General features: G+C 70.7%; 23 protein-coding genes and 2 tRNA genes. 15 read left to right on the plus strand and 10 right to left on the minus strand.

Going from position 1 to position 26,978, the window contains the following annotated elements; all coding sequences use genetic code 11:
• Positions 1-56: 56 nt before the first annotated feature.
• Positions 57-440, minus strand: coding sequence for a response regulator (locus DK412_RS19475; protein WP_109973291.1), 384 nt, complete (start codon positions 438-440; stop codon positions 57-59).
• 488 nt (positions 441-928) lie between these two features.
• On the opposite strand from DK412_RS19475, the gene DK412_RS19480 reads away from it, so the two are divergent.
• Positions 929-1,720 (plus strand): class II glutamine amidotransferase, encoded by a 792-nt coding sequence (locus DK412_RS19480; RefSeq protein WP_109973292.1) that lies wholly within the window; start codon positions 929-931, stop codon positions 1,718-1,720.
• A 28-nt stretch (positions 1,721-1,748) separates the two neighbouring features.
• Here DK412_RS19480 and DK412_RS19485 read toward each other — a convergent pair whose 3' ends face one another.
• Entirely contained in the window at positions 1,749-3,239 is a 1,491-nt protein-coding gene (locus tag DK412_RS19485) for a carboxypeptidase M32 (protein ID WP_109973293.1), read from the minus strand.
• Positions 3,240-3,481: 242 nt separating this feature from the next.
• On the opposite strand from DK412_RS19485, the gene DK412_RS19490 reads away from it, so the two are divergent.
• Positions 3,482-4,855, plus strand: a complete 1,374-nt coding sequence (locus tag DK412_RS19490; RefSeq protein ID WP_109973294.1) for a metallophosphoesterase — start codon at positions 3,482-3,484, stop codon at positions 4,853-4,855.
• 7 nt (positions 4,856-4,862) lie between these two features.
• Here DK412_RS19490 and DK412_RS19495 read toward each other — a convergent pair whose 3' ends face one another.
• Positions 4,863-5,633, minus strand: coding sequence for an AprI/Inh family metalloprotease inhibitor (locus DK412_RS19495; RefSeq protein WP_109973295.1), 771 nt, complete (start codon positions 5,631-5,633; stop codon positions 4,863-4,865).
• Positions 5,634-5,651: 18 nt separating this feature from the next.
• On the minus strand, positions 5,652-6,608 hold the full coding sequence (locus tag DK412_RS19500) for a 2-hydroxyacid dehydrogenase (RefSeq protein ID WP_245447098.1): 957 nt from the start codon (positions 6,606-6,608) through the stop codon (positions 5,652-5,654).
• Between the two features lie 279 nt (positions 6,609-6,887).
• Here DK412_RS19500 and ugpC point away from each other — a divergent pair, with 279 nt between their 5' ends.
• From ugpC to DK412_RS19550, 9 genes are all read left to right on the plus strand, one after another.
• Positions 6,888-7,979 carry a sn-glycerol-3-phosphate ABC transporter ATP-binding protein UgpC gene (gene ugpC / locus DK412_RS19505; protein WP_093566178.1) on the plus strand — a complete coding sequence of 364 codons (1,092 nt, stop codon included), beginning with the start codon at positions 6,888-6,890 and terminating at the stop codon, positions 7,977-7,979.
• A gap of 88 nt (positions 7,980-8,067) precedes the next feature.
• Positions 8,068-9,378 (plus strand): ABC transporter substrate-binding protein, encoded by a 1,311-nt coding sequence (locus DK412_RS19510; protein WP_109973296.1) that lies wholly within the window; start codon positions 8,068-8,070, stop codon positions 9,376-9,378.
• Between the two features lie 332 nt (positions 9,379-9,710).
• The gene (locus DK412_RS19520; protein WP_109973298.1) at positions 9,711-10,655 is read left to right on the plus strand and encodes a sugar ABC transporter permease; all 945 of its coding nucleotides are present in this window, start codon (positions 9,711-9,713) and stop codon (positions 10,653-10,655) included.
• Positions 10,656-10,673: 18 nt separating this feature from the next.
• Positions 10,674-11,567: a carbohydrate ABC transporter permease gene (locus tag DK412_RS19525; RefSeq protein ID WP_109973299.1), complete on the plus strand. Its 894-nt coding sequence runs from the start codon at positions 10,674-10,676 to the stop codon at positions 11,565-11,567.
• Positions 11,568-12,004: 437 nt separating this feature from the next.
• Complete coding sequence (leuC, locus tag DK412_RS19530) at positions 12,005-13,420, plus strand: 3-isopropylmalate dehydratase large subunit (RefSeq protein WP_109973300.1); 1,416 nt, start codon at positions 12,005-12,007, stop codon at positions 13,418-13,420.
• Positions 13,421-13,516: 96 nt separating this feature from the next.
• Positions 13,517-13,601: transfer RNA gene (locus DK412_RS19535), tRNA-Leu, on the plus strand.
• A 470-nt stretch (positions 13,602-14,071) separates the two neighbouring features.
• Positions 14,072-14,156, plus strand: a tRNA-Leu gene (locus tag DK412_RS19540).
• A 179-nt stretch (positions 14,157-14,335) separates the two neighbouring features.
• Positions 14,336-14,536: a hypothetical protein gene (locus DK412_RS19545; protein WP_109973301.1), complete on the plus strand. Its 201-nt coding sequence runs from the start codon at positions 14,336-14,338 to the stop codon at positions 14,534-14,536.
• A 66-nt stretch (positions 14,537-14,602) separates the two neighbouring features.
• Positions 14,603-15,274: a glutathione S-transferase family protein gene (locus DK412_RS19550; RefSeq protein ID WP_109973302.1), complete on the plus strand. Its 672-nt coding sequence runs from the start codon at positions 14,603-14,605 to the stop codon at positions 15,272-15,274.
• A 1-nt stretch (position 15,275) separates the two neighbouring features.
• On the opposite strand, the gene DK412_RS19555 is transcribed toward DK412_RS19550, so the two are convergent.
• From DK412_RS19555 to fliL, 5 genes are all read right to left on the minus strand, one after another.
• Positions 15,276-18,680: a hypothetical protein gene (locus DK412_RS19555; protein ID WP_109973303.1), complete on the minus strand. Its 3,405-nt coding sequence runs from the start codon at positions 18,678-18,680 to the stop codon at positions 15,276-15,278.
• Between the two features lie 184 nt (positions 18,681-18,864).
• Positions 18,865-19,626: a hypothetical protein gene (locus DK412_RS19560; RefSeq protein ID WP_245447771.1), complete on the minus strand. Its 762-nt coding sequence runs from the start codon at positions 19,624-19,626 to the stop codon at positions 18,865-18,867.
• A gap of 239 nt (positions 19,627-19,865) precedes the next feature.
• Positions 19,866-20,471 (minus strand): DUF6468 domain-containing protein, encoded by a 606-nt coding sequence (locus DK412_RS19570; protein ID WP_109973305.1) that lies wholly within the window; start codon positions 20,469-20,471, stop codon positions 19,866-19,868.
• A gap of 76 nt (positions 20,472-20,547) precedes the next feature.
• Positions 20,548-21,756: a flagellar motor switch protein FliM gene (fliM, locus tag DK412_RS19575; RefSeq protein ID WP_093566161.1), complete on the minus strand. Its 1,209-nt coding sequence runs from the start codon at positions 21,754-21,756 to the stop codon at positions 20,548-20,550.
• A gap of 129 nt (positions 21,757-21,885) precedes the next feature.
• Complete coding sequence (fliL, locus tag DK412_RS19580; protein ID WP_109973306.1) at positions 21,886-22,401, minus strand: flagellar basal body-associated protein FliL; 516 nt, start codon at positions 22,399-22,401, stop codon at positions 21,886-21,888.
• Between the two features lie 277 nt (positions 22,402-22,678).
• On the opposite strand from fliL, the gene flgF reads away from it, so the two are divergent.
• From flgF to flgH, 4 genes are read left to right on the plus strand one after another with little or no spacing between them, the layout of a single operon-like run.
• Positions 22,679-23,425 (plus strand): flagellar basal-body rod protein FlgF, encoded by a 747-nt coding sequence (gene flgF / locus DK412_RS19585; protein WP_109973307.1) that lies wholly within the window; start codon positions 22,679-22,681, stop codon positions 23,423-23,425.
• A gap of 16 nt (positions 23,426-23,441) precedes the next feature.
• On the plus strand, positions 23,442-24,233 hold the full coding sequence (gene flgG, locus DK412_RS19590) for a flagellar basal-body rod protein FlgG (RefSeq protein WP_093566153.1): 792 nt from the start codon (positions 23,442-23,444) through the stop codon (positions 24,231-24,233).
• A gap of 8 nt (positions 24,234-24,241) precedes the next feature.
• The gene (gene flgA, locus DK412_RS19595; protein WP_245447100.1) at positions 24,242-25,306 is read left to right on the plus strand and encodes a flagellar basal body P-ring formation chaperone FlgA; all 1,065 of its coding nucleotides are present in this window, start codon (positions 24,242-24,244) and stop codon (positions 25,304-25,306) included.
• Between the two features lie 11 nt (positions 25,307-25,317).
• A complete protein-coding gene (flgH, locus tag DK412_RS19600; RefSeq protein WP_109973309.1) occupies positions 25,318-26,055 on the plus strand; it encodes a flagellar basal body L-ring protein FlgH in 738 nt (245 codons plus the stop codon).
• Positions 26,056-26,412: 357 nt separating this feature from the next.
• On the opposite strand, the gene dksA is transcribed toward flgH, so the two are convergent.
• Complete coding sequence (dksA, locus tag DK412_RS19605; protein WP_060847286.1) at positions 26,413-26,832, minus strand: RNA polymerase-binding protein DksA; 420 nt, start codon at positions 26,830-26,832, stop codon at positions 26,413-26,415.
• Positions 26,833-26,978 lie beyond the last annotated feature (146 nt).

The following is a 26,978-nucleotide window of genomic DNA, read 5'->3' on the forward strand; positions in this document are numbered from 1 at the left end:
GACTTCAGACCAGACGTGAGCCCGACGCCGCGAGGCGTGCGGGCTCTTGTCGTTTCTCAGGCCGCCGTGGCGTAGGTCGCCCGCTCGGCCTCGACCAGCACGTCGAGGGGCCGCCAGGGCTTTTGCATGTAGACGGCGTGGTCCGGCACGGCCTGCGCCTCCCCCGGCCGCGAGGTCACCACCAGGCGCACGTCCGGCCAGTCCCGCTCGACCGTGCGGGCGAGGGTGGCCCCGTCGATCTCGCCGGAGAGCCGCATCTCCGTGAACAGCAGCGCGACTTCGGAGCCGCGCTCCCGCATCACCGCCAACGCGTCGGCGGCGCTGTCGCAGGCGATCACGTCGAGATCGGTCTCCTCCAGGATCGCCGCGGCGAAGTCCCGAACGGACTCATCGTCCTCCACCACGACGGCGATCGGCGCGGTGGGTGCTGCTCTGCCCATGAAGCCTCCTGTTATGTTCTGAGGGTTTTATTGATTCCCGGGTCCTCGTGAGTGCTCGGGATTGATGCGGAGCCGATCGGCCGCCCGCCGAATCGCCGCGGCATCCCCCGATGCGGATGCAGGGGGGACGAGCGGTGCCGAAGGAACGGAAAACCGAGCGCAGCGTGACACGCGTGCCGAACAGGGACGCAACTCAGCGACGCGAACACGCCTGCGTGAGCATCAACGACTCAATCCTGACATTGATCCCGGCAAAAGGTCTACCTTCGTCCGGGCGACCGATGCGCCGCGCGCATGTCGTCCTCTTCCCTTACGCCATTGCCCGCGCCTTGAGCATGAGCCTTGGGCATATGAGGAACTTTCGCGCATGGTGCGGTGCATTAACGAGCTGTTCACCGTCCCGGCCGGAATGTTACCGTTCGATGAAGGCGGCGGACGAGGCACGGCCCGGAGCGGGACCGGCACCCGCCGCGGGAGGTGAAGAGCCGATGTGCCGCTTCCTCGCCTACCACGGCGACCCGGTCTATCTCGACGAGCTCGTCTGCGCGCCGACCCACTCGCTCGTGCACCAGTCGCTGCACGCGACGGAGGCTCAGACCGAGACCAACGGCGACGGTTTCGGCATCGGCTGGTACGGCGACCGCCCGGAGCCCGGCCTCTACCGCGACGTGCGGCCGGCCTGGTCCGACGAGAACCTGCGCAGCCTCTCGCGGCAGATCCGCGCCCGCACCTTCTTCGCCCATGTCCGCGCCGCGACCGGCACCGCGACCACCCGGGCGAACTGCCACCCCTTCGCCCATGGCCGCCACCTGTTCATGCACAACGGCCAGATCGGCGGCTACGCCCGCATCCGCCGGCGGCTCGAGGCGATGATCCCGGACAATCTCTACGAGGCGCGCCAGGGCACCACCGATTCGGAAGCCCTGTTCCTCCTCGCCCTCGCACACGGCCTCGACCGCGACCCGGTCGCCGGCATGGCGGCGAGCGTGTCGGCCGCCCGCGGCCTGATGCGCGAGGCCGGCATCGACGAGCCCCTGCGCTTCACCGGCGTGCTCACCGACGGCGAGAGCCTCACCGCCTATCGCTGGGCCTGCGACGGCCGCCCGCCGAGCCTGTACTGGCGCGAGACCGGCACCGGCCTCGCGGTCGTCTCCGAGCCGATCGACGGCCTGCGCGCCGGCTGGTCGGAGGTGCCGAAGGGCGGCACGCTCATCGCTCGTCCGGGCGAACCGGTGCGGGTGATCGGGCCGGAGGAGACGGGGTTCAAGGCCGCAGCCTGAGGGCCGGCCCGGCGACCGGCCGGGCCGCTCACGCGTCGAGATAGCGCCGGCGCAGGTGCCCGAGGAAGATCTCGGCCGAGAGCGGCCGCCCGGTCGCGGCCTCCAGGATCTCCTGCGTACCGAGCGCGCTGCCCTTGCCGTGCACGTTCGCCCGCAGCCAGCCGACCAGCGGCGCGAAATCGCCCCGCGCGAGGCCGGGGCGCAGGTCCGGCTCGGCCCGGCAGGCGGCGTCGAACAATTGCGCCGCCATCATCGCCCCGAGGGTGTAGGTCGGGAAGTAGCCCCAGGCGCCGCCGGGCCAGTGGATGTCCTGCAGGCAGCCCCGCGCATCGTCCGGCACGGTGAGCCCCAGGAGCCGGTGCATGCCCTCGTCGAAGGCGCCCGGCAGGTCGCCGATCTCCATCTCTCCCCGAATCAGCGCCCGCTCCAGTCGGTAGCGCAGCAGGATGTGGGCCGGGTAGGTGCACTCGTCGGCATCGACCCGGATGAAGCCCGGCGCGACATGCGTGTAGTTGCGGTAGAGGGCCTCGGCCTCCCAGGCCGGGCCGGTGCCATGGAAGGCCTCCCGCACCAGCGGCGCCAGATAGGCGACGAAGTCGCGGCTGCGGCCGGCCTGCATCTCCAGGGTGAGCGACTGGCTCTCGTGCAGGCTCATGCCGCGAGCCGCCCCTACCGGCTGGCGGCGCCAGGCGGCGGGTCGGCCCTGCTCGTAGAGGGCGTGGCCGGTCTCGTGCAGCACGCCCATCAGGGCGCGGGCGAAGTCGGCCTCGTCGTAGCGGGTGGTGATGCGCACGTCGTCGGTGGCGCCGCCGCAGAACGGGTGCAGGCTGACGTCGAGGCGCCCGCGGGTGAAGTCGAACCCCGCGGCCCGCATCAGGGCGAGGCCGACCTGGCGTTGGGTCTCGACCGGGAACGGACCCTCGGCCGTGGGCACCGGTCCCGCCGCCGCCTGGCACGCCCGGGCTTGCGCGATCAAGCCCGGCAGCTCGGCCTCCAGCACCGCGAAGAGGGGGTCGATCGCCGCCTGGCGCAGGCCCGGATCGTAGCTGTCGAGGAGGGCGTCGTAAGGCGAGAGACCCAGCGCCTCGCCCTTCGCCCGGCCGATCTCGCGCTGGAGCCGCAGCACCTCGGCGAGGTCGGGCCGCAGCAGGGCGAAGTCGCTCGTGCGGCGCGCCTCGCGCCAGGTCATCTCGGCCCGCGACACCGCCCGCGAGCTCGCCTCGACGAGGTCGCGCGGCACCGCCGCGGCATGGGTGTAGGACCGGCGCATCTCGGCGAGGTTCGCCCGCTGCCAGGCGTCGAGGCCGTCCTCGTCCGTTGCCGCCGCCAGCCGGTCGGCGGTGGCGGGATCGGTCAACATGTCGTGGGCAAGCCCGCGCAGCACCGCGATCTGGTCGCCCCGCCCCTCCGCCGCCCCGTCGGGCATCAGCGTCTGCGCGTCCCAGCCGAGGATGCCGGAGGCGTCCTCGAGGGCGCTGATGCGGGCGAAGGTGGCTTCGAGGGCGCGGTAGGCCTGCATGGGAAGGTCCTGGCGTTGGGAATCGTCGTCGGGTTGTCGGATGACGACGTGCCGCTTGGCAAGAACGCGGGCGCGGACGGCGATAGGGAGGTCCAGCGCCCAACGGGCCGGCAAGGTGGCGGTCCTCGGTGCATGAGCCAGGGGCCGTCGCGGTGTTCGCTGTCCTCGATGCGACGATCGAGGCACATCGTTGCGTCAGCGGCACGCGGATGTTATGCAAGACTTGAAGCCGGATGCGCCGCATGACTGTCTCGCAGGACAAGATCTCTGCGATCCTTCCGGACTCGCCCGGGCACCAGTTCGTCATGTACGGCGATTCCTGCTCGGGCATCCCTGGCGCCTTGCACGAGCGGACATTCGCGAGCGTCAACGCGGTCGTTCGCCGGCTCGCGCCGCAGCCCGAGTTCATCCTCTTCCCCGGCGACGAGATCATCGGCCTGACACCCGACCCGGCGGCGTTGCGCGCGCAGTGGGCGCACTGGTTCGACGTCGAGATGGCCTGGCTCGACCGCGGCGCGATCCCGATGTGGCACACGACCGGCAACCACACGGCGTACGATACGATGAGCGAGGACGTGTTTCGCGACGTCCTGCGGCTTCCCGATAACGGGCCGGACGATCAAAGAGGTCTTTCCTACTGGGTCCGCCGCGGCGACCTGCTGATGGTGTTCGTCCACACGCTCTGGACCGGCCTCGGCGGCGAGGGGCACGTCGAGACCGCGTGGCTTCGGTCCACCCTCGCCCGGCACGCCGACGCGAGGCACAGAATCGTGCTCGGGCACCATCCGGTCCACCCCGTCAACGGGTTCTCCGGGCGCTACCAGCGCGAGATCGGTCCCGAATACGCGGACGCGTTCTGGCAGATCCTGGTGGATTCCCACGTCCTGGCCTACGTCTGCAGCCACATCCTGGCCTACGACGTGCAGGTGCATCGCGGCGTGCTTCAGATCTGCACCGCCGGAGCCGGTACGGCGCACAGGATGCCGGACGAGGTCGAGTATCTTCACTGCATCCAGGCCGCCCTCGATCGCGACGGGTTGCGGTATCAGGTGCTGGACACGAACGGCGTAGCACGCGAACGCCTGCGGTGGCCGCCACCGTTCGCCGACGACTCGACCGGCTGGCGAGGCGTCGCGGCAGGCCAGTCGGACGCAGTCCTGACCGGTCCGATCGACACCGGATCCATCGTCGAAATCAGCCTGTCCGGGCGAACCGCGGCGCAGGCCTGGGCTCCGGAACAGACCCTGTTCACGGCGCACGCCCCGGAGGCGATCGCCCCGATCTGGCTCGGTCTACGCGGCCCGAAGCAGACCCTCACCCTCATCGTCGGAAAGAAGCCGGGGCGAAGCCCGTCCTACTGGCTCGGCACCGACTTGCCCGTCGGCCGCGAGTTCGATGTCCGCGTCGCTTTCTACCCGGATATGGGACCCGGAGGCATCCTCTATCGCCATCACGGCGAAGCCGCCTGGACCTCGTGCGCGTCCGCCACGGCGACGGGTATCGAGGGCATCCACTGGCCGCGCGCGTGGAGCGTCGGACACGGCCAGCACGGTCCGCAGGATCGTCCCTTCAAGGGCAGCGCCTTGAGCGTCGGCGCGCGCCTGGCTGTCGCCTGAGGTCTCCTCACGGCTCCACCCGCCGCAGCACGAACGTGGTCCCGATCTCCGGATCGCGGCGCCAGCGCCCCTCCCCCACCGGGACCAGCTCGACGCTGTGGCCGCGCCGCGCGACGAGGACGAGGCGGCCGGCCTCGTAGTGCCAGGCGGTCGGATCGAACAGGGCGAGACCGGGGTCGCGGCAGCCCTCCTGGACCTGCGCCGCCTCGGCCCTGAGCATCACCCGGCAGACGTCCTTCTCGACGAAGCGGTCGAGGGTGTAGAGCCCGGTCACCCCGGCCGCGGTCGCGGGGGCGCCGGCCCACGTGTCTCGCGAGGCCTCCCGCGGGCTCGGCGGGGTCGTGAGCGCCGCCTGGGTCACCAGCGGGGTCTCGGGAGCGGCGGGACGGGCGCCGGCCTGGGCCAGGCTGTAGCGCTCGCCGCCCGGGGTTTCCGCGCTGCGGATGCCGTCGCCGTCCGGGGCCGCGAAGGCCAGCAGCGGCTGGCCCTCGCGGTCGAGGAGCTGGATCAGGCCGCCCTCGAAACGCCAGCCCGCGATGCCGTTGACCACCGGGAGCGCACGCCGGCAGCCGGCCGGAAAGCGCAGGGCCCGGCCGACCGGGCCGGGCTCCGCCGCCAGCATCAGGCCGCAGCGGCGGAAGCTGCCGTCGAGGGCGAGCTCCCACGGCCCGGCGGCGTCCCGCGCGGGAGCCGCTTCCTGTGCCGCCCCCTCCTGCGCCGCCGCGCTCCCTACCCAGGCGGCGAGACCGAGGACGGGCAGGAGGCGGCGCAGGCGCATGGACGTGGCTCTCGAAGGTCAGCCCTTCCAGGGGGTCTCGGCCACGGGCGTCACCGGACCCTTGCCCTGGAACCAGGAGGTCAGGTTATCAACGACGAGCTGGCCCATTGCGTTGCGTGTGTGATGCGACGCGGAGCCGACATGCGGCAGGAGAACCGCATGCTCCTGGGCGATCAGGGCGGCGGGCACCTTCGGTTCCTCGGCGAACACGTCGAGGCCGGCGCTCTGGATCGTGCCGTCGGCGAGCGCGGCGGCGAGCGCCTCCTCGTCCACGAGGGTGCCGCGGGCGACGTTGATCAGCACGCCCTCGGAGCCCAGGGCCTCCAGCACCTCGCGGCCGATCATGTTCTTCGTCTCGGGGCCGCCGGGGGCGACCACCATCAGCACGTCGCAGGCCCGCGCCATCTCGATGAGCGAGGGGAAGTACTCGTAGGGCACGTCCGCCTGCTTGGTGCGGCCGTGATAGGCGATCGGCAGGCCGAAGGCGACGAGGCGGTGGGCGATCGCCCGGCCGATGCGGCCAAGCCCGAGGATGCCGACCTTGCGCCCGCGCAGGGTGCCGGTGAGCGGATAGGACTTCTCCAGCCACTTGCCCTGGCGCAGGTAGCGGTCGACCTGCGGGATCTGCCGCACGGTGGCGAGCAGGAGGCCGACGGCGAGGTCCGCGACCTCGTCGGTCAGGACGTCGGGCGTATTGGTCACCATCACGCCGCGCCGGCCGCAGGCCGCTGCGTCGATCGTGTCGTAGCCGACGCCGAAATTGGCGACGATCTCGAGCTTCGGCAGCCGGTCGAGCAGCGCGTCGTTCACGTGGACGTGGCTCACCGCCATCCCGCGAATCTTCGGGCCGACCTCGTCCAGGAAGCGCTCCTTGTCGTCGACCTTGTCGCCGCGGTGGACGGTGAAGAGCCTCTCCAGGCTGTCGGTCACCAGCGGCATCATCGGCCGCATGATCAGCACGTCTGTGGACTTCAAACCCGTCTCCCGGTCGTTTCTCGCGCATCCGACGATGGACGCATGGCGAGGGCGCTTGATCTTGCGCCCCGCGCGCCCGATGATGGCCGCCAACACGAGAGGCGGCAAGCCAGGCCGCCCCGTTCTTACGGGTCGAGGAAACAACCCAGATGAGCGCCAGACGCCCCTCAGAGGGCCCGCCTGTCGTGTGTTCGTCATGCGCCTGTGGCAGCGCTGCCGTTTCGGTCAGCGCGCCGCGCGCGACCCCATTCTGAATCGACACACGACAACGAGGAGCCGATGGCCGGGCTGGAAATCAGGAACGTGCGCAAATCGTTCGGGGCCACCCCGATCCTGCACGGCGTCTCGATCGACATTCAGGACGGGGAGTTCGTCATCCTGGTCGGCCCTTCGGGCTGCGGGAAGTCGACCCTGCTGCGCATGATCGCGGGGCTGGAGAACATCACGGCGGGCGAGATCCGGATCGGGTCGCGCGTCGTCAACGCGGTGCCGCCGAAGGAGCGCGACATCGCCATGGTGTTCCAGAACTACGCGCTCTACCCGCACATGACGGTGCGGGACAACATGGCCTTCTCGCTGAAGCTCCGGAAGGCCGCCAAGGAGGAGATCGACAGCCGGGTCGGCCGCGCCGCGGCGATCCTCGGCCTGGAAAAGCTCCTCGACCGCTACCCGCGCCAGCTCTCGGGCGGCCAGCGCCAGCGCGTCGCCATGGGACGGGCGATCGTGCGCGACCCCCAGGTCTTCCTGTTCGACGAGCCGCTCTCGAACCTCGACGCCAAGCTGCGCGTGGCGATGCGGGCCGAGATCAAGGAGTTGCACCAGCGCCTGCGCACCACCACCGTCTACGTCACCCACGACCAGATCGAGGCCATGACCATGGCCGACAAGATCGTGGTGATGCATGACGGCGTGGTCGAGCAGGTCGGCGCGCCGCTCGAGCTCTACGACCGGCCCGACAACATGTTCGTCGCCGGCTTCATCGGCTCGCCGGCGATGAACTTCCTCAAGGGCAAGATCGCCGGCGAGACCTTTCGCACCGAGGGCGGCCTGACCCTGCCGCTGCCGACCCGCGGGGCGCGCCCCGCCGACGGCATGCCGGCGGTCTACGGCCTGCGGCCGGAGCACGTGCGCCTCGCCGAGAACGGCGTGCCGGTGGAAGTGGCGGTGGTGGAGCCGACCGGCTCCGAGACCATGGTGCTGGTGCGCCCGCCGGGCGGCGGCGCGCAGGACATCGCCAAGGAGGTCGCCCGCGACATCGCCTGCGTGTTCCGCGACCGCATCGGCGCCGGCCCGGGCGAGCGGATCAACATCACGGCCGATCCCGCCCTCGTCCACCTGTTCGACGCCGAGAACGGCCGCCGGCTGAACTGACGACGCCCGCCCGGCCGGCGACGGGACGCCATCCCGCCGCCGGCCGGCCCGTATGAACGACAAAGACCATCCCGGGAGAGACGCCACGATGTCAGCCTTCGATCGTCGCCAGTTCCTCAAGGCGGGTGCCGCCCTCGGCCTCGCCTCCGCCGCCGGCCTGGAGGGCTTCGCCCGCGCCTGGGCGCAGGAGAACCAGTGGAAGCCGGAAGCCGGCGCCTCGCTCAAGCTCCTGCGCTGGAAGCGCTTCATCCCGTCCGAGGACGAGGCTTTCATGCGCCTCGTCGACGCCTTCACCAAGGCGACCGGCGTGCCGGTGACGGTGACGAGCGAATCCTTCGACGACATCCAGCCCAAGGCCTCGGTGGCGGCCAATACCGGCCAGGGCCCGGACATGGTCTGGGGCCTGTACTCCTTCCCGGCGCTCTTCCCCTCGAAATGCATCGAGGTCGGCGACGTCGCCGACTACCTCGGCAAGAAGTACGGCGGCTGGCTGCCCGCGGCGGAGGCCTACGGCAAGGTCAAGGGCAAGTGGATCGCCATCCCGATGGCGTTCAACGGCGGCTACCTCAACTACCGCATCTCGGCCATGAACAAGGCCGGCTTCACCAAGTTCCCGGAGGACCATGCCGGCTTCCTGGAGCTGTGCAAGGCGATGAAGAAGAACAACACGCCGGCCGGCTTCGCGCTCGGCCACGCCACGGGTGACGCCAATTCGTGGATCCACTGGGCCCTGTGGTCGCACGACGCCTACCTGGTCGACGCCAACGAGAAGATCGTCATCAACTCACCGGAGACCGCCAAGGCGCTCGACTACGTCAAGGCGCTCTACGAGACCTTCGTGCCCGGCACGGTGTCGTGGAACGACTCGTCGAACAACAAGGCGTTCCTGTCGGGCGACCTCTATCTCACCAACAACGGCATCTCGATCTACGCCGCGGCCAAGAACGAGAAGAAGGACATCGCGGCGGACATGGACCACGCCGCCTATCCGGTCGGCAAGTCCGGCAAGCCGACCGAGTTCCAGCTCGCCTTCCCGATCCTGGCCTACACCTACACCAAGGCGCCGAACGCCTGTAAGGCCTTCATGGCCTTCGCGCTCGAGGCCCAGAACTACAATGCCTGGCTCGAGGCATCGCAGGGCTATCTCTGCCACCCGCTCCAGGCCTACGCCAACAACCCGATCTGGACCGCCGACCCGAAGAACAAGGTGTTCGGAGAAGCCTCGACCCGGACGCTGGCCGCCGGCGGTCTCGCCCCGGTGAGCGAGAAGGTGGCCGCCGTGCTCGCCGACTTCGTCGTCGTCGACATGTTCGCCTCCTACTGCACTGGCCGCGAGGACCTGAAGAGCGCGATCAAGACGGCCGAGCGGCAGGCGCAGCGGATCTTCCGGTCGGCCTGACGGCCTCATGCACGGTCCGTGCGCATCCCCCCTCTCCCCGCGGGCGGGGAGAGGGCCGCGACGACCTTGTCGTCGGCGCGGCGAGGCGGCAGCCGAGGGTGAGGGGGAGTTGCCGCATGAGGCTCCTCCGGAAACACCCCCGCACCCTCGCTCCGGCTTTCGCCTCCGCTCACTTCATCGACGACAAGGTCGATGAAGTCCTCTCCCCGCCCGCGGGGAGGGGAGAAGCCCGCGCCTCATGCGGCAACGTACGGACGTGACAGCCGAGTTATGCTGTCCTCCTGTTCCCCGAGGCGGCCTAAACACAACAAAACACCCGGAGGAGGCTCCCCGTGGCCGATATCGCCCTCGCCCGCCCCGCCGCGGCGGCGCCCACGACCGGCTCGGCCTGGAGCCGGTTCCGGGCCAGCCGCGGCTGGCTGGGCTTCTGGTTCATGCTGCCGGCAGCCGCGATCCTGCTGCTGTTCCTGGCCTATCCCCTCGGCAAGGGCATCTGGCTCTCGCTCACCGACACCCGGATCGGGCGGGGCGGCAACTTCGTCGGGCTCGAGAACTACGAGTGGCTCTCGGACGACAGCGTCTTCTGGCTCTCGGTGTTCAACACGCTGGTCTATACCGGCTTCGCCTCGGTGGCGAAGTTCGCGATCGGCCTCTACCTGGCGCTGCTCCTCAACAAGCGGCTTCCGTTCAAGGCGCTGATCCGCTCGATCGTGCTGATCCCGTTCGTCGTCCCGACCGTGCTGTCGGCGCTGGCGTTCTGGTGGATCTTCGACAGCCAGTTCTCGATCATCTCGTGGTCGCTGCGCCATCTCGGCCTGCTCGACCGCAACATCGACTTCCTGGGCGATCCGACGATGGCGCGGATCTGCGTGACCTTCGCCAATATCTGGCGCGGCGTGCCGTTCATCGCCATCACGCTGCTGGCCGGCCTCCAGACCGTCTCGCCCTCGCTCTACGAGGCGGCGACGATCGACGGCGCGACGCCGTGGCAGAACTTCCGTCATATCACCCTGCCGCTGCTCACCCCGATCATCGCCGTGGTGATGACCTTCTCGGTGCTGTTCACCTTCACCGACTTCCAGCTGATCTGGGCGATGACCCGCGGCGGCCCGGTCAACTCGACCCACCTGATGGCGACCCTGTCCTACCAGCGCGGCATCCTCTCGGGGAACCTCGGCGAGGGCGCGGCCATCGCCACCGCGATGGTGCCGTTCCTGATCTTCGCCATCGGGATCTCGTGGTTCGGCCTCCAGAACCGCAAGTGGCAGACCGGCTAAAAGAAGGAAACACCCACGATGGCCGCCGCGACCACGACCGCCGACACCCCCGACAACAGCGAAGGCATGGCCTATCTCGACACGCTCCCGAAGCGCGTCGTCACGGTCTACCTGCCGCTCTTCGTCATCCTGGTGGTGCTTCTGTTTCCGTTCTACTGGATGGCCCTGACCGCCATCAAACCGGACGACCAGCTCATCGACATGGAGACCTACAACCCGTTCTGGGTGGTCTCGCCGACGCTCAAGCACATCTCGAAGCTGCTGTTCCAGACCAACTATCCCCTGTGGCTCTGGAACACGATGATGATCTCGGTGGCGGCGACCGTGCTGTCGCTGTTCGCCAGCGTGCTCGCCGCCTACGCGATCGTGCGGATCCGCTACAAGGGCGCGGTCGCGGTCGGCGCGGCGATCTTCCTCGCCTACCTGGTGCCGCCCTCGATCCTGTTCATCCCGCTCGCCACCATCATCCAGGCCTACGGGCTCTACGATTCGCCCTTCGCCCTGGTGCTGGTCTACCCCACCATCCTGATCCCGTTCTCGACCTGGCTCCTGATGGGGTACTTCAAGACCATCCCCTACGAGCTGGAGGAATGCGCGCTCATCGACGGGGCGAGCCGCTGGCAGATCCTGCTCAAGATCATCCTGCCGCTGGCGGTCCCGGGGCTGATCTCGGCCGGCATCTTCTCGCTCACCCTGTGCTGGAACGAGTTCATCTACGCGCTGACCTTCCTGTCCTCGACCCAGAACAAGACGGTGCCGGTGGCGGTGGTGAGCGAGTTCGTCGACGGCGACATCTACCGCTGGGGCTCGCTGATGGCGGGCGCCCTGGTCGGCTCGCTGCCGCTGGTGATCCTGTACTCGTTCTTCGTCGAGCACTACGTCTCGGCCATGACCGGGGCGGTGAAGGAGTGAACCAGTTTCTGTTTGATCCTGACAAATAAAAATTGAGCACCTCTCCCCCCTCCCGTGTGGGAGAGGGGTAGGGGTGAGGGTGGCTCGGGCTCAGAATAAAATGTAAGCCTTAGAGCTGCGCAGCTCAACAGCTCAGGATCATTACGGAAGCCGAGCCACCCTCACCCCTACCCCTCTCCCACACCTTGCGGCGATACCGCGTAAGCCCGGCATCGCCTGGAGAGGGGATCCCGCGACTTGCTTGCATTGGAAAAGATCAGGCTGAGGGCGGGTCACAGCACCCGTATGTTCCCGCACGCCTGCGATGCCTGCATCCCCTTGCGGCGCCGAGGGGTCTACCCCTCAGCGGATGAGACGGTTACATGACGGGTCCGCCGGGTGCGAACGCCATGCGCCCGGCTTCCACGACAGGTCTTCGTGACAAGGCAAGAACTCCGATGACTGCCCCTCGCACCCTCTACGACAAGATCTGGGACGACCACGTCGTCGATCGTCAGCCGGACGGCACCTGCCTCCTCTACATCGACCGTCACCTCGTGCACGAGGTCACCTCTCCCCAGGCTTTCGAGGGGCTTCGTCTCGCCGGGCGCAAGGTGCGCCACCCGGAGAAGACGCTGGCGGTCGTCGACCACAACGTCCAGACGTCGGACCGCAGCCTCGGCATCGAGGATCCCGAGAGCCGCACGCAGATCGACACGCTGGCCGAGAACGTCCGCGAGTTCGGCATCGAGTATTACGACGCGCTGGATAAGCGGCAGGGCATCGTCCACATCATCGGGCCGGAGCAGGGCTTCACCCTGCCGGGCCAGACGATCGTCTGCGGCGATTCCCACACCTCGACCCACGGCGCCTTCGGGGCCCTCGCCCACGGCATCGGCACGTCGGAGGTCGAGCACGTGCTCGCCACCCAGACGCTGATCCAGAAGAAGGCGAAGAACATGCGCGCCGTCGTCGACGGGCGCCTGCCCGCCGGCGTCGGCGCCAAGGACATCATCCTGGCGATCATCGGCGAGATCGGCACCGCCGGCGGCACCGGCCACGTGCTGGAATATGCCGGCGAGGCGATCCGGGGCCTCTCGATGGAGGGCCGGATGACGATCTGCAACATGTCGATCGAGGGCGGTGCCCGCGCCGGCATGGTCGCCCCCGACGAGACCACCTTCGCCTACATCAAGGACCGGCCGAAGGCCCCGAAGGGCGAGGCGTTCGAGCGCGCGGTCGCCTACTGGCGCAACCTCGTCTCGGACGAGGGCGCGCATTTCGACCGCGAGATCCGGCTCGACGCCGCCAACCTCCCGCCGATCGTGACCTGGGGCACCTCGCCTGAGGACGTGATCTCGGTCCAGGGCCAGGTGCCGGATCCGGCCGCCATCGAGGACGAGAACCTGCGCTCCTCCAAGGAGAAGGCGCTCTCCTACATGGGCCTGACCCCGGGCACGCGGATCACCGACATCGCCCTCGACAAGGTGTTCATCGGCTCCTGCACCAACGGCCGGATCGAGGACCTGCGGATCGTCGCCCGGATGGTCGAGGGGAAGAAGATCCATCCGAACGTGTCGGGCATGGTGGTGCCGGGCTCGGGCCTCGTGAAGCAGCAGGCGGAGGAGGAGGGCCTCGCCCGGATCCTGATCGAGGCCGGCTTCGACTGGCGCGAGCCGGGCTGCTCGATGTGCCTCGGCATGAACGCCGACCGCCTCAAGCCGCACGAGCGCTGCGCCTCGACCTCGAACCGCAATTTCGAGGGCCGCCAGGGCCACAAGGGCCGCACGCATCTCGTCTCCCCGGCGATGGCCGCGGCCGCCGCCATCGCGGGTCACTTCGTCGACATCCGCGAGTGGCCGGCGGGCGTCTGAGCTTAGTCTCGCGGAACGGCGGAGTTCGGCGTTGACGCCGGCTCCGCCGCCGACTAAACGACTGACACCGGGGCGCCGCCAAGGCGGCGCTTCTGGGCCCAGGTGGCGGAATTGGTAGACGCGCTGGTTTCAGGTACCAGTGGTGCAAGCCGTGGAGGTTCGAGTCCTCTCCTGGGCACCAACATCCCAAGTGGTGTTGATGCCGTCCGCGAAACGATCAGTTTGCGGAAACAATCCCCATCTCGACGATAGCCGATGTGATCGAGCAGATGCTCTCATATTCGTATCGAACACTCGCCCCAGATAGCAGACACCTCGATCGAAGGCCGGACTGTCGAATGGACAGCGCCGAGCGCCCGGTCGAGTTCGCTTACCAATCCAAACCCTCCGCGTGATCCCGGGTCCTCGCCGTTGGCGAGCCTCGGGATGATGCTTGAAGGATGCCGGCCTCCCGGTCTGCTCGGGCACCTCAGGACGAGGTCGCGGATTGGAGCGCATCGGTCACGGGCGCGGCTGCGCCGGGCGCGTCCCGCACGCCGACCGAGAGGCGCAGCATGAAACGCCCCTCGCGAACGACGCTCAATCCCGTTGACGCCGCCCTCGCTCCCCTCTAAACGACTGTCACCGCGGCGCTGCCAAGCAGTGCTTCGGGCCCAGGTGGCGGAATTGGTAGACGCGCTGGTTTCAGGTACCAGTGGTGCAAGCCGTGGAGGTTCGAGTCCTCTCCTGGGCACCAACACCCTCAAGCGGTGTTGATGCCGGCCCCGAGCGGGGCACGAGCCGATCGGACTTTGAAACCGCTCTCCCCACGCGACAAGACTTCATCACGGCTCCGGCAGGCGCTCGACGCCGTGCGAGGGGGTGAACCGGTTGGGACTGCCTCGCGTTGGCTTGCGCCCATCGGAGGATCCGCCCGTGCCCGACCGCCGCGACGACCTGCTCACCGCCCGCCCGCACCTGACCCGCCGCGACGAGGATGCCGCCGCCGCCAAGGCCGGCGTGACCCCGGCCGACCACGACGCAGCCCGCAAGCCCGATGCCCTCGATCCCGGCACCAGCACGACCGGCGACGCGCCGCGGCCCCGGCCGGCCCCGGCGGGCGAGGGCGAGGTCTGACTCGGATCCGGACGGACGCCCGCTTCGCGTGTTAGGCCTCGGCCCGTCCGACGCGGAGACCAGCCCGTGAGCCGTTACCGCCTCCACTACTTTCCCGAATCCGGCAACAGCTACAAGCTGGCGCTGATGCTGACCCTGTGCGGCGAAACATTCGATCCAGTCTGGACCGATTTCGGCGCCCGGGTGACCTGGACGCCCGAGTGGCGGCGCACCGTCAACGCGATGGGCGAAATCCCGGTGCTGGAGGATGACGGCAAGAGCCTGACCCAGACCGGCCCGATCCTGCTGCGGCTCGCCGATCGCTACGGCCGCCTCGGCGGCGAGGGCGAGGCCGAGCGGTTCGAGGTGCTGCGCTGGCTGTTCTGGGACAACCAGAAGCTCTCCGCCCACATGGCGACCTACCGCTTCATGCGCACCTTCAGCCGTGGGGCCGACCCGGCGGTGCTGGCATACCTGCGGTCGCGGGTCGACGACTTCCTCGGCATCCTCGCCGAACAGGTCGCGGGCCGGGCCTTCGTCATCGGCGACCGGGCGAGCGTCGCCGACCTGTCGCTCTGCGCCTACCTCTCCTTTCCGGCCGACGAGACAGGCTACGACCTCGCGGCGAGCCACCCGGCGATCCGGGCCTGGCTGGACCGGATCGCGGCCCTGCCCGGCTGGCGGGTGCCCTACGACCTGCTGCCTGGCCGGCGCCTGCCCCGCTTCGACCGTCCGGACGGGGCTGCGGCCGAGAGGTAGCCTATCCGGGCGACGGTCCGCCGGCGCCGCGGGCCTCGGGCGCGGGGGCCGGGCTCGCCTCCGGCTTCGGCCGCTCCGGCGCGGCGCTCTCGGGGTAGCGGGCGCGGTAGGCGCGCAGGAAGTCGGTCAGCGTCTCGGCACTGGTGGCCTGGCGCACCAGGCTGCGGAAGGCCGCGGTGCCGGAGGCGTTCGGCGCGGCGACGAGGCTGAAGGTGCGGGCGTCCGGGCTCTCGGCCATCTTCGCGGTGAATTTCGTGCGCAGGCGGTCGAGGCTCAGCGGATCCTCGGCCAGCGCGTAGGCGATCGCCGCCCGCATCACGTCGCTGCGCTCGGCGTCGCTCAAGGCGCCGGGCTCGCGCCAGCGGGTGCCGAGCAGGGCCTCGTGCGCCTCCCCGGCCTCGCGCCAGCGCCGCGCGCCCCACAGGATGTCGCCGCGCAGGTGCGCCGCCTCCGGGGTGGCGTTGCCCTCGAGCAGCTCGAGGGCGAGGTCGGTGCGCGAGAGGTCGGAGAGGGCGCGGACCTCGAGCAGCAGGCGCGCGTCGCGGATCTGCGCCGGCAGTTCCGGCAGGCGGGTGTTCTGCAGGATCTTGAGGGCCTTCAGCGGCTCGCCCTCCATCAGCCGGACGGTCGCGAGGCGCGCCGCCACGCTCGCCCGCGCCGCCCCGGTGAGGCGGTGGTCGACCTGGTGCTGCAGCAGGTCGCCGGCGGCGTCGAGGAGGTCGAGGGCGACGAGGCGGTCGGCCAGGCGCCGCACGATCTCGTCGCCCTGGCGGCCGATCGGCGTGAACTCCTTGAAGTCGTAGAACAGCGCCAGGGCCTCGATCTTGCCGAGGCTGGCACCCTTGTCGGACAGGAACAGGGCGGAGAACAACGCCACCGTGTCGTCGTGCAACCCGCGGGTCGCCGGGTGGTCGGGGAAGAGGCGGTTGGCCTTGCGGGCGGTCGCGAAGGCGTCGCGCCAGCGGCCGACTCCGGCATAGAGCCGGCCGAGCCGGGCCAGGGCCTCGGCCTCGGCCTCGCCGTGCCAGGTCAGGGTCAGGCGCTCGAGCCGGTCGACCGCCGCCTCCGGCGTCATCGTGCCGGTGGCCCGGCCGAGATCGACCGCCCGCAGGGTCGCCTCGGCGGCGATGGCCGGCGCCGCGGTCTCGGCGAGCTGCTGGTAGGCGTGGCGCGCCTCGCCGTCCTGGCCGATCGCCTCGGCGAAGCGCGCCTTGAGGAAGGCCAGCCGGTCGCGGGCCTGGCCCGAATCGGCGAGGGGCGCGACCGCGGTGAGCGCCCGCTGGGCGAAGGCCGGGTCCTTGGCGTCGAGGGCGGCCTCCACCGCCGCGAGGTAGAACACCACCTGCAGGTCGTCCGGATAGGCCTCGATCAGCGGCAGCCCGGCCTTGAAGGCGGTGATCGCCGCGGCGCTGCGCCGGCCGCGGGCATCGACGACGCCGCGCCACAGCCGCAGTTCGGGATCGAGCGCCCGCTTGCCGTCGGGGGTGAGGAAGCCGGCCGCCCGCGCCTCCTGATTCAGGCGCAGGGCGGCGATGGCCGAGAGGAGCCGGACGGCCCGATCGGCGGCGAAAGGCGGATCCTCCCGGACCGCCAGGGCGAGCACCCCGGCGGCCTCGGCCGCGAAATCGTTGGCGAGGAGCACCCGGACGAGGTCGAGACGCGCGGCGGAGCGGGCCGGCCGCTCGGCCGCGGCGGCCGCGGCTTCGGCGGCGCGCAGGCGCGCACGCACGTCGCCGCGCTGGTCCTCGCGCCAGCGATCGGGCTGCACCAGCAGGTCGGAGGCCTGGGCGGCCTGGGCGGCGTCCGGCGTCTCGACCACCGTCGGGGAGACCGACAGGCCGCCGGGACGGGTGATCGTCACCTCGGCCAGGCCCGGGCGCACGGCGAGATCGTCGGCCGCCGCCAGCACGGCGACGCCCTGGCGGGTCGGCAGCAGCTCGAACTCGACGAAGCGGCCGCGCTTCGGCAGCCCGGCGATGCGCGGGCCGCGGGCCGTCGCCACGGCGATGCGCTCGCCGTCGCGCTCCAGCCACAGGGTGCCGCCGGGACGCGCCAGCGGCACCGTCACCGCCGGCCGGCCGGTGGGATCGGCACTGCGCTGGGGCGCCAGGACGTCGCCCCCCGGCAGGGCGGCATCGCCGAGCACCAGGTCCCAGCCCTGGCCCTCCCCCGCCGCGAGCTGGGCGAGCACGCCGGATTCGAGGCGCAGCCGCAGCACCGTGAACGCGCCCTCCGCCCGCGGTCCCTCGGCGACGCTCGCCGGCGCGCCCGTCGGCAGGGACGGCAGGGCGATCGCCGCGGTGCTCTCGAACACAAGGGTGGCGACCCCGCCGCGCTCGAACAGGGCCGCCGGCGGCCGGGCCGCGAACGGGAAGGCGATCCGCAGGCCCTGGCTGGTTCCTTGACCCGTTCCTTGTTGGCCCGTTCCTTGGACCGCCCGGACGACCCGGGCCTGGACCGGGCCCGACGGCAGGTCCGCCGGGGCGGACGCCGGCGCCTCGGCCGGCGGGGAGGCCACGGCCTGAGGCCGGGATTCGGCCGGGACCGCGGCGACGGGCGACGGCTCCGGCGCTCCCGCCGCGGGCTTCCTGTCGTCGGCCTTCCTGTCGTCCGGCTTCCGGCCCGCCGGCTTGACGAGGTCGAGGACGTAGGAATCGTCTTCGCGGTAGCCCTCCGCCGTGAAGCCCTCGCCGAGCGTCACGGCCAGGCGGGCGGCATCGGTTCCGGCCTCGGCCGCGAGCGCCGTCGCGGCCGGCCGCAGGGCGGCGCGGGCCTCGGTCGCGTCGATCGTGTAGGCGCCGGGGATGCGCAGGCGGACCTCCGCACCGGCGCGCTCCAGCGCCACCTCGGCCTCTTGCGGCAGGCGGACCGAGAGGCGGGTGAGGGTCGGCAGGGTCGCCACTTCGAGGCGCAGCGCCGTGCGCCGGGTCCGGACGGCCTCGCGGCGCAGGCGCTCGCTGAGCTCCTCGGCCCGGCGGGACAGGTCGGCCAGCACCTCCGGCGGGAGGCCGGGCGGCAGGCCGGTCCAGCCCTCGGGCATCAGGTCGATGAAGACCCGCTCGCCGGCCTCCAGCACGTTGACCTTGTAGGTGGCCTGGAGCGCGACCCGCAGGCCGGCGCCGTCCGGATCGCGCCGGACCTGCGCCACGTAGGCCGGCATCTCGGCGGCCAGGCGCTCGCGCTGGCCGGTCACCGGCTCGCGGAAGTTCACCACCAGCACGCCGCCGGTGACCTTGGCGGTGACCTTCACGCCATGGTCGAAGGTGAGCGCGATGCGCCCGAAATTCTTCTGCTCGCTGCCCTGGATCGCCACGAGCTGCGCCGCGTCGGCCGCGCCCGCCCCGACGGCCAAAGCCGCCAGCGCGATCAGCGCCGCTACGCGGCGGCTCCTGCCCGTCGAACCCATCACACCCGCCCGAGTACACCCTCAGGCCGGTACCATGGCGCCACAGGGCTAATGAGCGCTTAATCCCGGGACCCGGGGCGCTCTAGAGTGCCTCGCGATCGCCTTGCGATCGCGAGGCACTCCACGCATTTGGTTTCGCCGCATTTTCTTCGACGAACCGGTATCCACTTCGTCGGAAAATGCTCTAGCGCGCCCCGTCGATCGCCGGCAGCTCGCCGGGCGGCAGGCCCGGGGCGATGGCGGCGGCCTTCGGCCCGCCGGCGCCGCGGGCGCGCTGGGCGAGCGCCACGGTCAGGCGCTCGGCGGCCTCGGGCTGCATCACCGCCAGCACCTCGGCCATCTTGCGCGGGTTCATGCCGACCACCACCGGCACCAGCACCTCGAGCTTCAGCCGGTCGAAGACCCGGGCGGCCTCCTTCGGCTTCATCGTCTCGTACATCGTCACCAGGGACTTGAGCCCCGCGGCTTCCGCCTCGGCGCGCCTGGCCGCCGCGTCGTCGCCCTTCTGCTCCAGGGTCTTGAGGTCGTTGATGCGGGTCTCGAGCTTGCGCTCGGCGTTCTCGATCAGCTGCTCGCGGGTCTCGAGGTCGCGCGAGCGCTGCTGCAGGGCGTCGCGCCGGGCGCCGAGCTTCTCCAGGATCGCCCGCTCGGAGGACGAGGCCGGCTCGGGCACCGGCCGGGCCGCCTCCGGCGGGGATGCGGGTGCGGGCGCGGCCTCCTTCGGCGAGAGCGACCCGGTGATGGTCGGGTCGAGGGGCTCGTAGCCGGAGCGGGCATGGACCAGGAACTCGGCGAAGCGGGCGCCGGTGGACGGCCCGGCCTCGAGGAGGGCGAGGACCTTCAGGAGCAGGAGCCCCGCGGCCGCCACCGCCACGGCATCGACGAGGCGCAGGCGGATCGTCGGCCCGCGCCAGACCGGGTTCGCCAGCAGGCGCTGCACCAGCACGGCGACGGAGGGGGGCGCCTGCGGGACCCGGGCGGGCAGCGTGCCGGCGGGCTTCGCGGCGGCCGGACCGGGGGTGCCGGCGCCCGCGGGCCTCGCCGCGGCACCCGGTGCCGCAGCCGTCGCCGCCCCGGGACCCGCGGCGGCCTTCGGTGCCGCGGCCCCGGGCGTGGTGCCGGCCGCGGCGGGCGGGCTTTCCGTCGGCGGCAGCCCGGCGAAGCGGCGCAGGAGCAGCGCGAGGGTCATGCGGCCTGGGCCTGCAGGCGGCTCAGGGCCCGCTCGCTGAGGGCGCGGGCGGCGGCGGCGGCGGCGCCGAGGCGCTCGCCGGTGGAGACCGGCCGCGGCTCGGGCGCGGGCGGCGGGACGGGGGCCGCCGGCGCGGCGTAGGCCGGCGCGGCCTCGGCCGGCGGCGCGACGGGCGCTTGCGCGAAGGCGGGCTGGGCGAAGGCGGCCGGTGCGAAAGCGGGCTGGGCGGCCTGCGCGAAGGCGGGCTGGGGCGCCGCCTCCCCGGGCACCGCCGCCCGGGCCTGGGCGACGATGCGGCCGATGCGCGAGAGCACCTCGTCGCCGGCCTGGAGCTGGGCGGCGAGGTCGGCATTGGTGCGCTCGGCCAAGCGCAGGCGCTCGGCGAGGGTGCGGTCGCACTCGGCCAGCGTGGTGCGCAGGCCGAGGATCGCCCGCTCGGCGGATTCGGTCGCCACCATCAGGTCGCCGATGGTCTGGCGCATCGCCGTCTCGTCGCCCTTGAGGCGGGTGATGCGGCGGCCGAGGCTGACCGAGGTGGCGATGCAGGCGACGAGGAGGACCGCCACCAGCAGGTCGGCCAGGATGCTGACGATCAGGCTCACGAAACGGCCTCGCTGCGGAAGAAGAGGGAGATGACGGGACGCATGGCGGGACGCATGACGGGACACATGGCGGGCGTCACCCGTCGTTGCGGTTCTGCATCGAGGCCTCGAAGGCCGCGAGGGTGGTGCGGGCGCGGCGCAAGGGGCGGGTCACCTGCACGGCGATGCTGTCCTCGAGGCGGCCGATCCGGCCCTGCGTCATTCCCCAGTCGCCGCAGCGCAGGGTGATGAGGTCGGCGGGCTTGGCGTCGAACATGATGGTGTCGCCGACCTCCAGCGACAGCACCCGGCGCAGCGGCAGCGACATCTCGTGCAGCACCGCCTCGACCGCGACGTCGGCCTGGAAGATCTCGGTGGCGAGGTGGCTCTCCCAGATGTGGTCGCGGCCGAGCTTCTCGCCCATGAAGCTCTGCAGGAGCAGGTCGCGGATCGGCTCGATCGCCGCGTAGGGGAAGAGGATCTGGAGCAGGCCGCCGCGGCCCTCCATGTCGAGCTTGAGGTCGATCAGGATCGCGGCGTTGGCCGGCCGGGTGATGGTGGCGAAGCGCGGGTTGGTCTCGATCCGGTCGATGAGGAAGCGCACCGGCGAGAGCGGCTGGAACGACGCCTCGAGGTCGGTCAGGATGATCTCGACCATCCGCCGCACCAGCTGCATCTCGATCGGCGTGAACGGCCGCCCGTCAAGGCGGATGCTCGAGCCGCCGCGCTTGCCGCCGAGCAGCAGGTCGAGGGTCGAGTAGGCGAGGTTCGACTCCACCGTCACGATGCCCGAATTCTCCCAGGCATCGGCCCGGAACACGCCGAGCAGGGTCGGCAGCGGGATCGCGTTCAGGTAGTCGCCGAAGCGCACCGACGTGATGTTGTCGAGCGTGACCTCGACGTTGTCCTGGAAGAAGTTGCGCAAGCTCGTCGACAGCAACCGGATCATCCGGTCGAAGACGATCTCGAGCATCGGCAGGCGTTCGTACGAGACGACGCCCGAATCGACGATGGCCCGGATGCCGCCCGCGCCCGAGGCCGAGAGCTCCCGCAGCGAGAAGCCGAGGACCTGGTCGATCTCCTCCTGGTTCAGGATGCGGTCGTTGCCGGCGAGTTCGGGCAGGTTCTCCGACTCGCCCTCGTCGATCATGTTGGCCCATTCGGCCGCCATGTCGCTCGATTGCGCGGTGGTCCCCTGCTCGGCCAGAGCCGCGCCCCACTCCTCCGCGAGCGAGGCGTCGCCGCCCCCGCCCTGCTCCATCAGGGCCGCGGCCCAGTCGTCGTCGTTATCGTCAGGTCCGGCCACGGAAGCACCAAATCCCGCTAGAGCATTTTCCGACGAAGTGGATACCGGTTCGTCGAAGAAAGTGCGACAAAACGAAGACTTAGAGAGATTCGCGATTGCAACGCGATCGTGAAGCTCTCTAGTGGATGGTTATTGGATGATGAAGTCCTTGAAGAGCACGGCGTCGACCTTGGCGGGGTAGACCGCCACGTTGACACGGCGCAGCAGCTCCTCGCGCAGGCGGTAGGTGCCGCCGGCGGCCTCGAAGTCGCCGACGCGCAGGTCGCGCACGAAGACCTGGAAGGTGTCCTCGACCCGCGGCATCAGCGGCTGGATCTCGGAGGCCACCTTGGCGTCCCGCACCTCCAGCGCGATCTTCAGGCGCACGAAGCGCGGCTGGGTCTGCCCGGGCTCGGGCATCAGGTTCATGGTCATCTCGCGGATGTCCATGAACGCGACCGGCACCTTCTGCTCGGCGGCCGACTTCTCGGCATGGGCCGCGCGGCTGCGCATCACCATGAAGCCGCCGCCGCCCCCGGCCGCCAGCAGCACGGCCGCGGCGCCGATGAGGATCAGCTTCTTCCGGCTCTTGGGAGCGGCGACCGCCCCCTCCTCGCCCTCCCCCTCGCCCTCCGGCGCCGGGGCCTTCTTCGGCTTCTTGGCCATCGCCCGCCGTCCAACCCTTGAGAATCCGTCACCCGACCGTTGCGAGAGAGTGTGCGAAGACGGTTAACGCGGCGTTAAGGCGGCAATTTCTGCCCGGTCGATCCTGCCGGGTCGGCACGAAACGCCCGGTTCGGGCGGCGCCCGCGATTAACCAAGCATTTGCCATGACAGCAGAAATCCGGGCGCCCCGGCCTGGCACGGAGCCTGCGATCATTCTCCCGGGTCCGCCGCTGGGGAGCGGGGTGGCCCGGTAACACGCATCGTCGGGGAGTAGCCGGTGCAGAATGCTCAGTTGATCGGGCTCTCGTCCCAGATGGCCCTCGGGCGCGAGCTCGAGGTCATCGCCAACAACATGGCCAACGTCACCACGACGGGCTTCAAGGCGCGCTCGACGCGCTTCCAGGAATACCTGATGCCGAAGGCGAGCGCGGAGACCTTCCAGCGCCCCGACCGCAAGGTGTCCTACGTCATCGACGCGGCGACGCCCCTCGACCTGCAGCAGGGGCCGATCGAGCCGACCGGCAACCCGCTCAACGCGGCGATCCGCGGCGAGGCGTTCTTCGCGGTGCAGACGCCGCAGGGCGAGCGCTACACCCGCAACGGCGCCTTCGAGATGAACGCGCAGGGACAGATCGTGACGAGCGACGGCTACGCCGTGCTCGGCGACGGCGGTCCGATCCAGATCGGCCAGCAGGAGACCGGGCTCGCGATCGGGCCGGACGGCACGGTCTCGACCAACCAGGGCACCCGCGGAAAGCTGCGTCTCGTCACCTTCGCGGATCCGCAAGCGCTGACGAATGCCGGCGCCAACCTCTACGCGTCGAACACGCCCGCCCAACCGGCCGGCCCCCAGGGTCGGATCGAGCCCGGCGCGCTCGAGCGCTCCAACGTCCGCCCGGTGCTGGCGATGACCCGGATGCTGGAGGTGAGCCGGGTCTACCAGCTCGTCTCCGACACCGTCTCGCGGCTCGATTCGATGCGCGGCCAGGCGATCCAGCGCCTCGCCGACGTCGGCAACGCGTAAAGGGGAGCCTTAAACGATGCGCGCGCTCTACGCCGCCGCCACCGGCATGGCGGCCCAGGAACTCAACGTCCAGGTCATCTCGAACAACATCGCGAACCTGCGCACCACCGGCTACAAGCGCCAGCAGGCGCATTTCCAGGATCTGCTCTACCAGAACCTGCGCCGGGCCGGCACCGCGACCTCGGACCAGAACAACCAGCTGCCGGCGGGCCTCGCCCTCGGCTCGGGCGTGAAGACCACCTCGACCGCCCGGGTGATGTCGCAGGGCACCCTCACCTCGACCGAGAAGACCTACGACATCGCGGTGCGCGGCGAGGGCTTCTTCCAGGTCACGATGCCGGACGGGCGCACCTCCTATACCCGCGACGGCTCGTTCGACCTCGATGCGCAGGGGCAGATCGTCACCCGCGAGGGCTACCTGATGAACCCGAACATCACGGTGCCGAACAACGCCACCGGCGTGACGATCAGCGCCTCGGGCATCGTGCAGGCGCAGATCCCGGGCCAGACCGCGCCGCAGAATCTCGGCCAGATCCAGATGGCCCGGTTCGTCAACAAGGTCGGCCTGGAATCGATCGGCGACAACCTGTTCGTCGAGACCCTGGCCTCCGGCCCGCCGATCACCGGCAATCCCGGCACCGACGGGTTCGGCAACCTGCAGCAGAGCTACCTCGAAGAGGCCAACGTCAACGCGGTCTCGGAGATTTCTTCCCTGATCGCCGCGCAGCGCGCCTACGAGATGAACTCGAAGGTCGTGACCGCCGCCGACCAGATGCTCTCCACCACCTCGCAGATGTTCCGCGGATGAGCGCCCCGATGATCCACTCAGCGCCCGTCGTCCGCGCTCCGATCGCCCGCGAGGGCCGCCGCGCCCTGCTCGGGCCCGGCATCCTCTCGCGCACCGCGCTCACGCTGCTCGCGCTCGGCTTCCTCACCCTGCCGGTGCTGGCCGAGGGGCCGCGCCTCGCGCTCAAGGGCGACATCACCGCCGAGCGCGACGTGATCACGCTGGGCGACCTCGTCGCCGGGGCGCCTCCCGCGCTCGCCCAGCGGGCTCTGTTCCGGGCGCCGGCGCTCGGCACCTCGGGCACGATCCAGGTCCGGCGCATCGTCGAGGCGACGGCCGGGCTCGGGCTCGACGCGCCGGAGAGCGGCGGCCGGCTCCAGATCTCGGTCCAGCGCGCGGCCCGCCGCATCGCCGCCCCGGAGATCGAGGGCGCCGTGAAGGCGGCGCTCGCGAAGGTCCGCGGCCTCGATGCCGGCTTCGTCACGGTCGCCTTCGAGGGCGAGCCGCCGGTGCTCACCGTGCCGCCGGACCTGATCGCGGCGGTGACCGCGCAGGAAGTCACCTACGATCCGCGCAGCCGCCGGGTCTCCGCCCTGGTGGTGGTGGGCGAGCGCCAGGCCTCGCTGCGGGTCGCCGGCCAGGTGGTCGAGATGGCCGACGTCGCGGTGCTGACCCGGGCGGTCAACCGGGGCGAGACGCTGTCGGCCCCCGACATCGCGGTCGAGCGCCGCCCGCGCGAGGGCCTGCCGGCCGACAGCGCGGCGGATGCCGCCGCCTTCATCGGCCAGGTGGCGCAGAAGTCGCTCGGCGCCGGCACGGCTTTGCGCGCCGGCGAGCTGAACCGGCCCGACCTCGTCGCCCGCGGCGAGGCCGTCACCATCGTGTACGAGACCCCGGGCGTGGCCCTGGCGTTGCGCGGTCAGGCCCGCGAGGGCGGTCCCCTCGGGGCGGTGATCGGGGTGATCAACCCGGTCTCCAAGAAGGTGATCCAGGCCACCGTGATCGGCCCCGGCCGCGTCACCGTGGCGCCGATCGTGCCCGTGGCGGCGGCGGCCCCGGCCGCCCCGGCCCGGCTCGCCTCGGCCCGGCCGTGAGGAGGTTTGCGATGACCGTGACCCGCCTCGCCCTCCTCTGCCTGTCGGGCGCGCTGCTCGCCGGCTGCAACACCGCCGACCGGCTCACGAATATCGGCGCGACGCCGGTGCTCTCGGCGATCGACGATCCGACCGCGCAACCGGGCTACCGCCCGGTGCGGCTGCCGATGCCGGACGTGCAGCCGGTCTCCTACGCCTCGAACTCGCTGTGGCGCACCGGCTCGCGCGCCTTCTTCAAGGACCAGCGCGCCGCCAAGGTCGGCGACCTCGTCACGGTGAAGATCAACGTCACCGACAAGGCGAACCTGAACAACGAGACCAAGCGCTCGCGCTCGAACAGCGAATCGTTCGGGATGCCCAACGCCTTCGGCCTCGAGACCAAGACCAAGCTGCTGGCCGGCATCGATCCGGCGAAGATGCTGACGACCGACTCCACCACCTCGAACGACGGCGCCGGCTCGGTGCAGCGCGCCGAGACGGTGACCACCAACGTGGCGGCGATCGTCACGCAGGTGCTGCCGAACGGCAACCTGGTGCTGGAAGGCCGCCAGGAGATCCGCATCAACTTCGAGGTGCGCGAACTGATCGTCGGCGGCGTGGTGCGGCCGGAGGACATTGAGTCCGACAACACGATCGATTCGAGCAAGATCGCCCAGGCCCGCATCGCCTATGGCGGCCGCGGCCAGATCACCGACGTGCAGCAGCCGCGCTACGGCCAGCAGTTCCTGGACATCGTGCTGCCGTTCTGACGGACGGTCGCCGCAGAGATCCCGCGCCGGTCGGCCCGCTCCCCCTTGAGCCGCCCGGACGCGGCGCGGCCCCGGCACTCCCCGCCGGGGCCGCTCTCGTTTCCAATGTTGATTGGAAGAAGAAGCGCCCGAATTCCAGAGCGTTAACCCTCCCCCCTCTGCGGGGGAGGGTGCCCCACGGAGTGGGGCGGGAGAGGGGACGCCGCTTCCGGAAAGGTCGCGCGCTTCATGAAGGGCGCCACATCCTCCACCGTCGCGGTCCCCTCTCCCGGCTCACTCCGTTCGCCACCCTCCCCCGCAAAGGGGGGAGGGTTCAGGGCCAGCGCGCCTTCATCGAGCCGACAGAGCCGAAACCCCTCAATCGTCCCGGTACACCCGCTCCCGGCGCTCGTGGCGCTCCTGGGCCTCCAGCGACAAGGTCGCGATCGGCCTCGCCTCCAGGCGCTTGAGCGAGATCGGCTCGCCGGTCTCCTCGCAATAGCCGTAGGAGCCGTCCTCGATCCGGGACAGGGCGGCGTCGATCTTGGCGATCAGCTTACGCTGCCGGTCCCGCGCCCTGAGCTCGATCGCCCGGTCGGTCTCCGACGAAGCGCGGTCGGTCAGGTCGGGGTGATTCTCGTTCTCGCTCTGCAGCGCCACCAGGGTGTCCTGGGCCTCGCGCAGAATGTCTTGTTTCCAACCTTGGAGCTTGCGCCGGAAATACTCCCGCTGACGCTCGTTCATGAAGGGCTCGGCGTCATTGGGGGCATAACCCTCCTCGATCACGATCTTCGCCATCGCGCCCCTCGGAAAACCGCTGTTGTCCTGACCGCAGCCGCCGTCATGGCCGCGACCCACTTGGCGCAGCCCTATAATTGAGGCTGCACGACATCACAATGTCCCTGCACCGGCACGCAAGGACCGGACCAGGGGACGCCGGCGCC

The sequence above is a fragment of the Methylobacterium sp. 17Sr1-1 genome, assembly GCF_003173775.1.
Classification (GTDB): domain Bacteria; phylum Pseudomonadota; class Alphaproteobacteria; order Rhizobiales; family Beijerinckiaceae; genus Methylobacterium.

What these genes read in the sequence shown, in the direction of transcription:
- DK412_RS19490 (WP_109973294.1), top strand. Translation starts at nt 3,482, where the DNA reads ATGACTGTCTCGCAGGACAAGATCTCTGCGATCCTTCCGGACTCGCCC.
- flgG (WP_093566153.1), top strand. Translation starts at nt 23,442, where the DNA reads ATGCGCGCGCTCTACGCCGCCGCCACCGGCATGGCGGCCCAGGAACTC.
- DK412_RS19485 (WP_109973293.1), bottom strand. Translation starts at nt 3,239, where the DNA reads ATGCAGGCCTACCGCGCCCTCGAAGCCACCTTCGCCCGCATCAGCGCC.
- flgH (WP_109973309.1), top strand. Translation starts at nt 25,318, where the DNA reads ATGACCGTGACCCGCCTCGCCCTCCTCTGCCTGTCGGGCGCGCTGCTC.
- DK412_RS19475 (WP_109973291.1), bottom strand. Translation starts at nt 440, where the DNA reads ATGGGCAGAGCAGCACCCACCGCGCCGATCGCCGTCGTGGTGGAGGAC.
- flgA (WP_245447100.1), top strand. Translation starts at nt 24,242, where the DNA reads ATGATCCACTCAGCGCCCGTCGTCCGCGCTCCGATCGCCCGCGAGGGC.
- fliL (WP_109973306.1), bottom strand. Translation starts at nt 22,401, where the DNA reads ATGGCCAAGAAGCCGAAGAAGGCCCCGGCGCCGGAGGGCGAGGGGGAG.
- DK412_RS19480 (WP_109973292.1), top strand. Translation starts at nt 929, where the DNA reads ATGTGCCGCTTCCTCGCCTACCACGGCGACCCGGTCTATCTCGACGAG.
- leuC (WP_109973300.1), top strand. Translation starts at nt 12,005, where the DNA reads ATGACTGCCCCTCGCACCCTCTACGACAAGATCTGGGACGACCACGTC.
- DK412_RS19525 (WP_109973299.1), top strand. Translation starts at nt 10,674, where the DNA reads ATGGCCGCCGCGACCACGACCGCCGACACCCCCGACAACAGCGAAGGC.
- DK412_RS19555 (WP_109973303.1), bottom strand. Translation starts at nt 18,680, where the DNA reads ATGGGTTCGACGGGCAGGAGCCGCCGCGTAGCGGCGCTGATCGCGCTG.
- DK412_RS19510 (WP_109973296.1), top strand. Translation starts at nt 8,068, where the DNA reads ATGTCAGCCTTCGATCGTCGCCAGTTCCTCAAGGCGGGTGCCGCCCTC.
- dksA (WP_060847286.1), bottom strand. Translation starts at nt 26,832, where the DNA reads ATGGCGAAGATCGTGATCGAGGAGGGTTATGCCCCCAATGACGCCGAG.
- DK412_RS19495 (WP_109973295.1), bottom strand. Translation starts at nt 5,633, where the DNA reads ATGCGCCTGCGCCGCCTCCTGCCCGTCCTCGGTCTCGCCGCCTGGGTA.
- ugpC (WP_093566178.1), top strand. Translation starts at nt 6,888, where the DNA reads ATGGCCGGGCTGGAAATCAGGAACGTGCGCAAATCGTTCGGGGCCACC.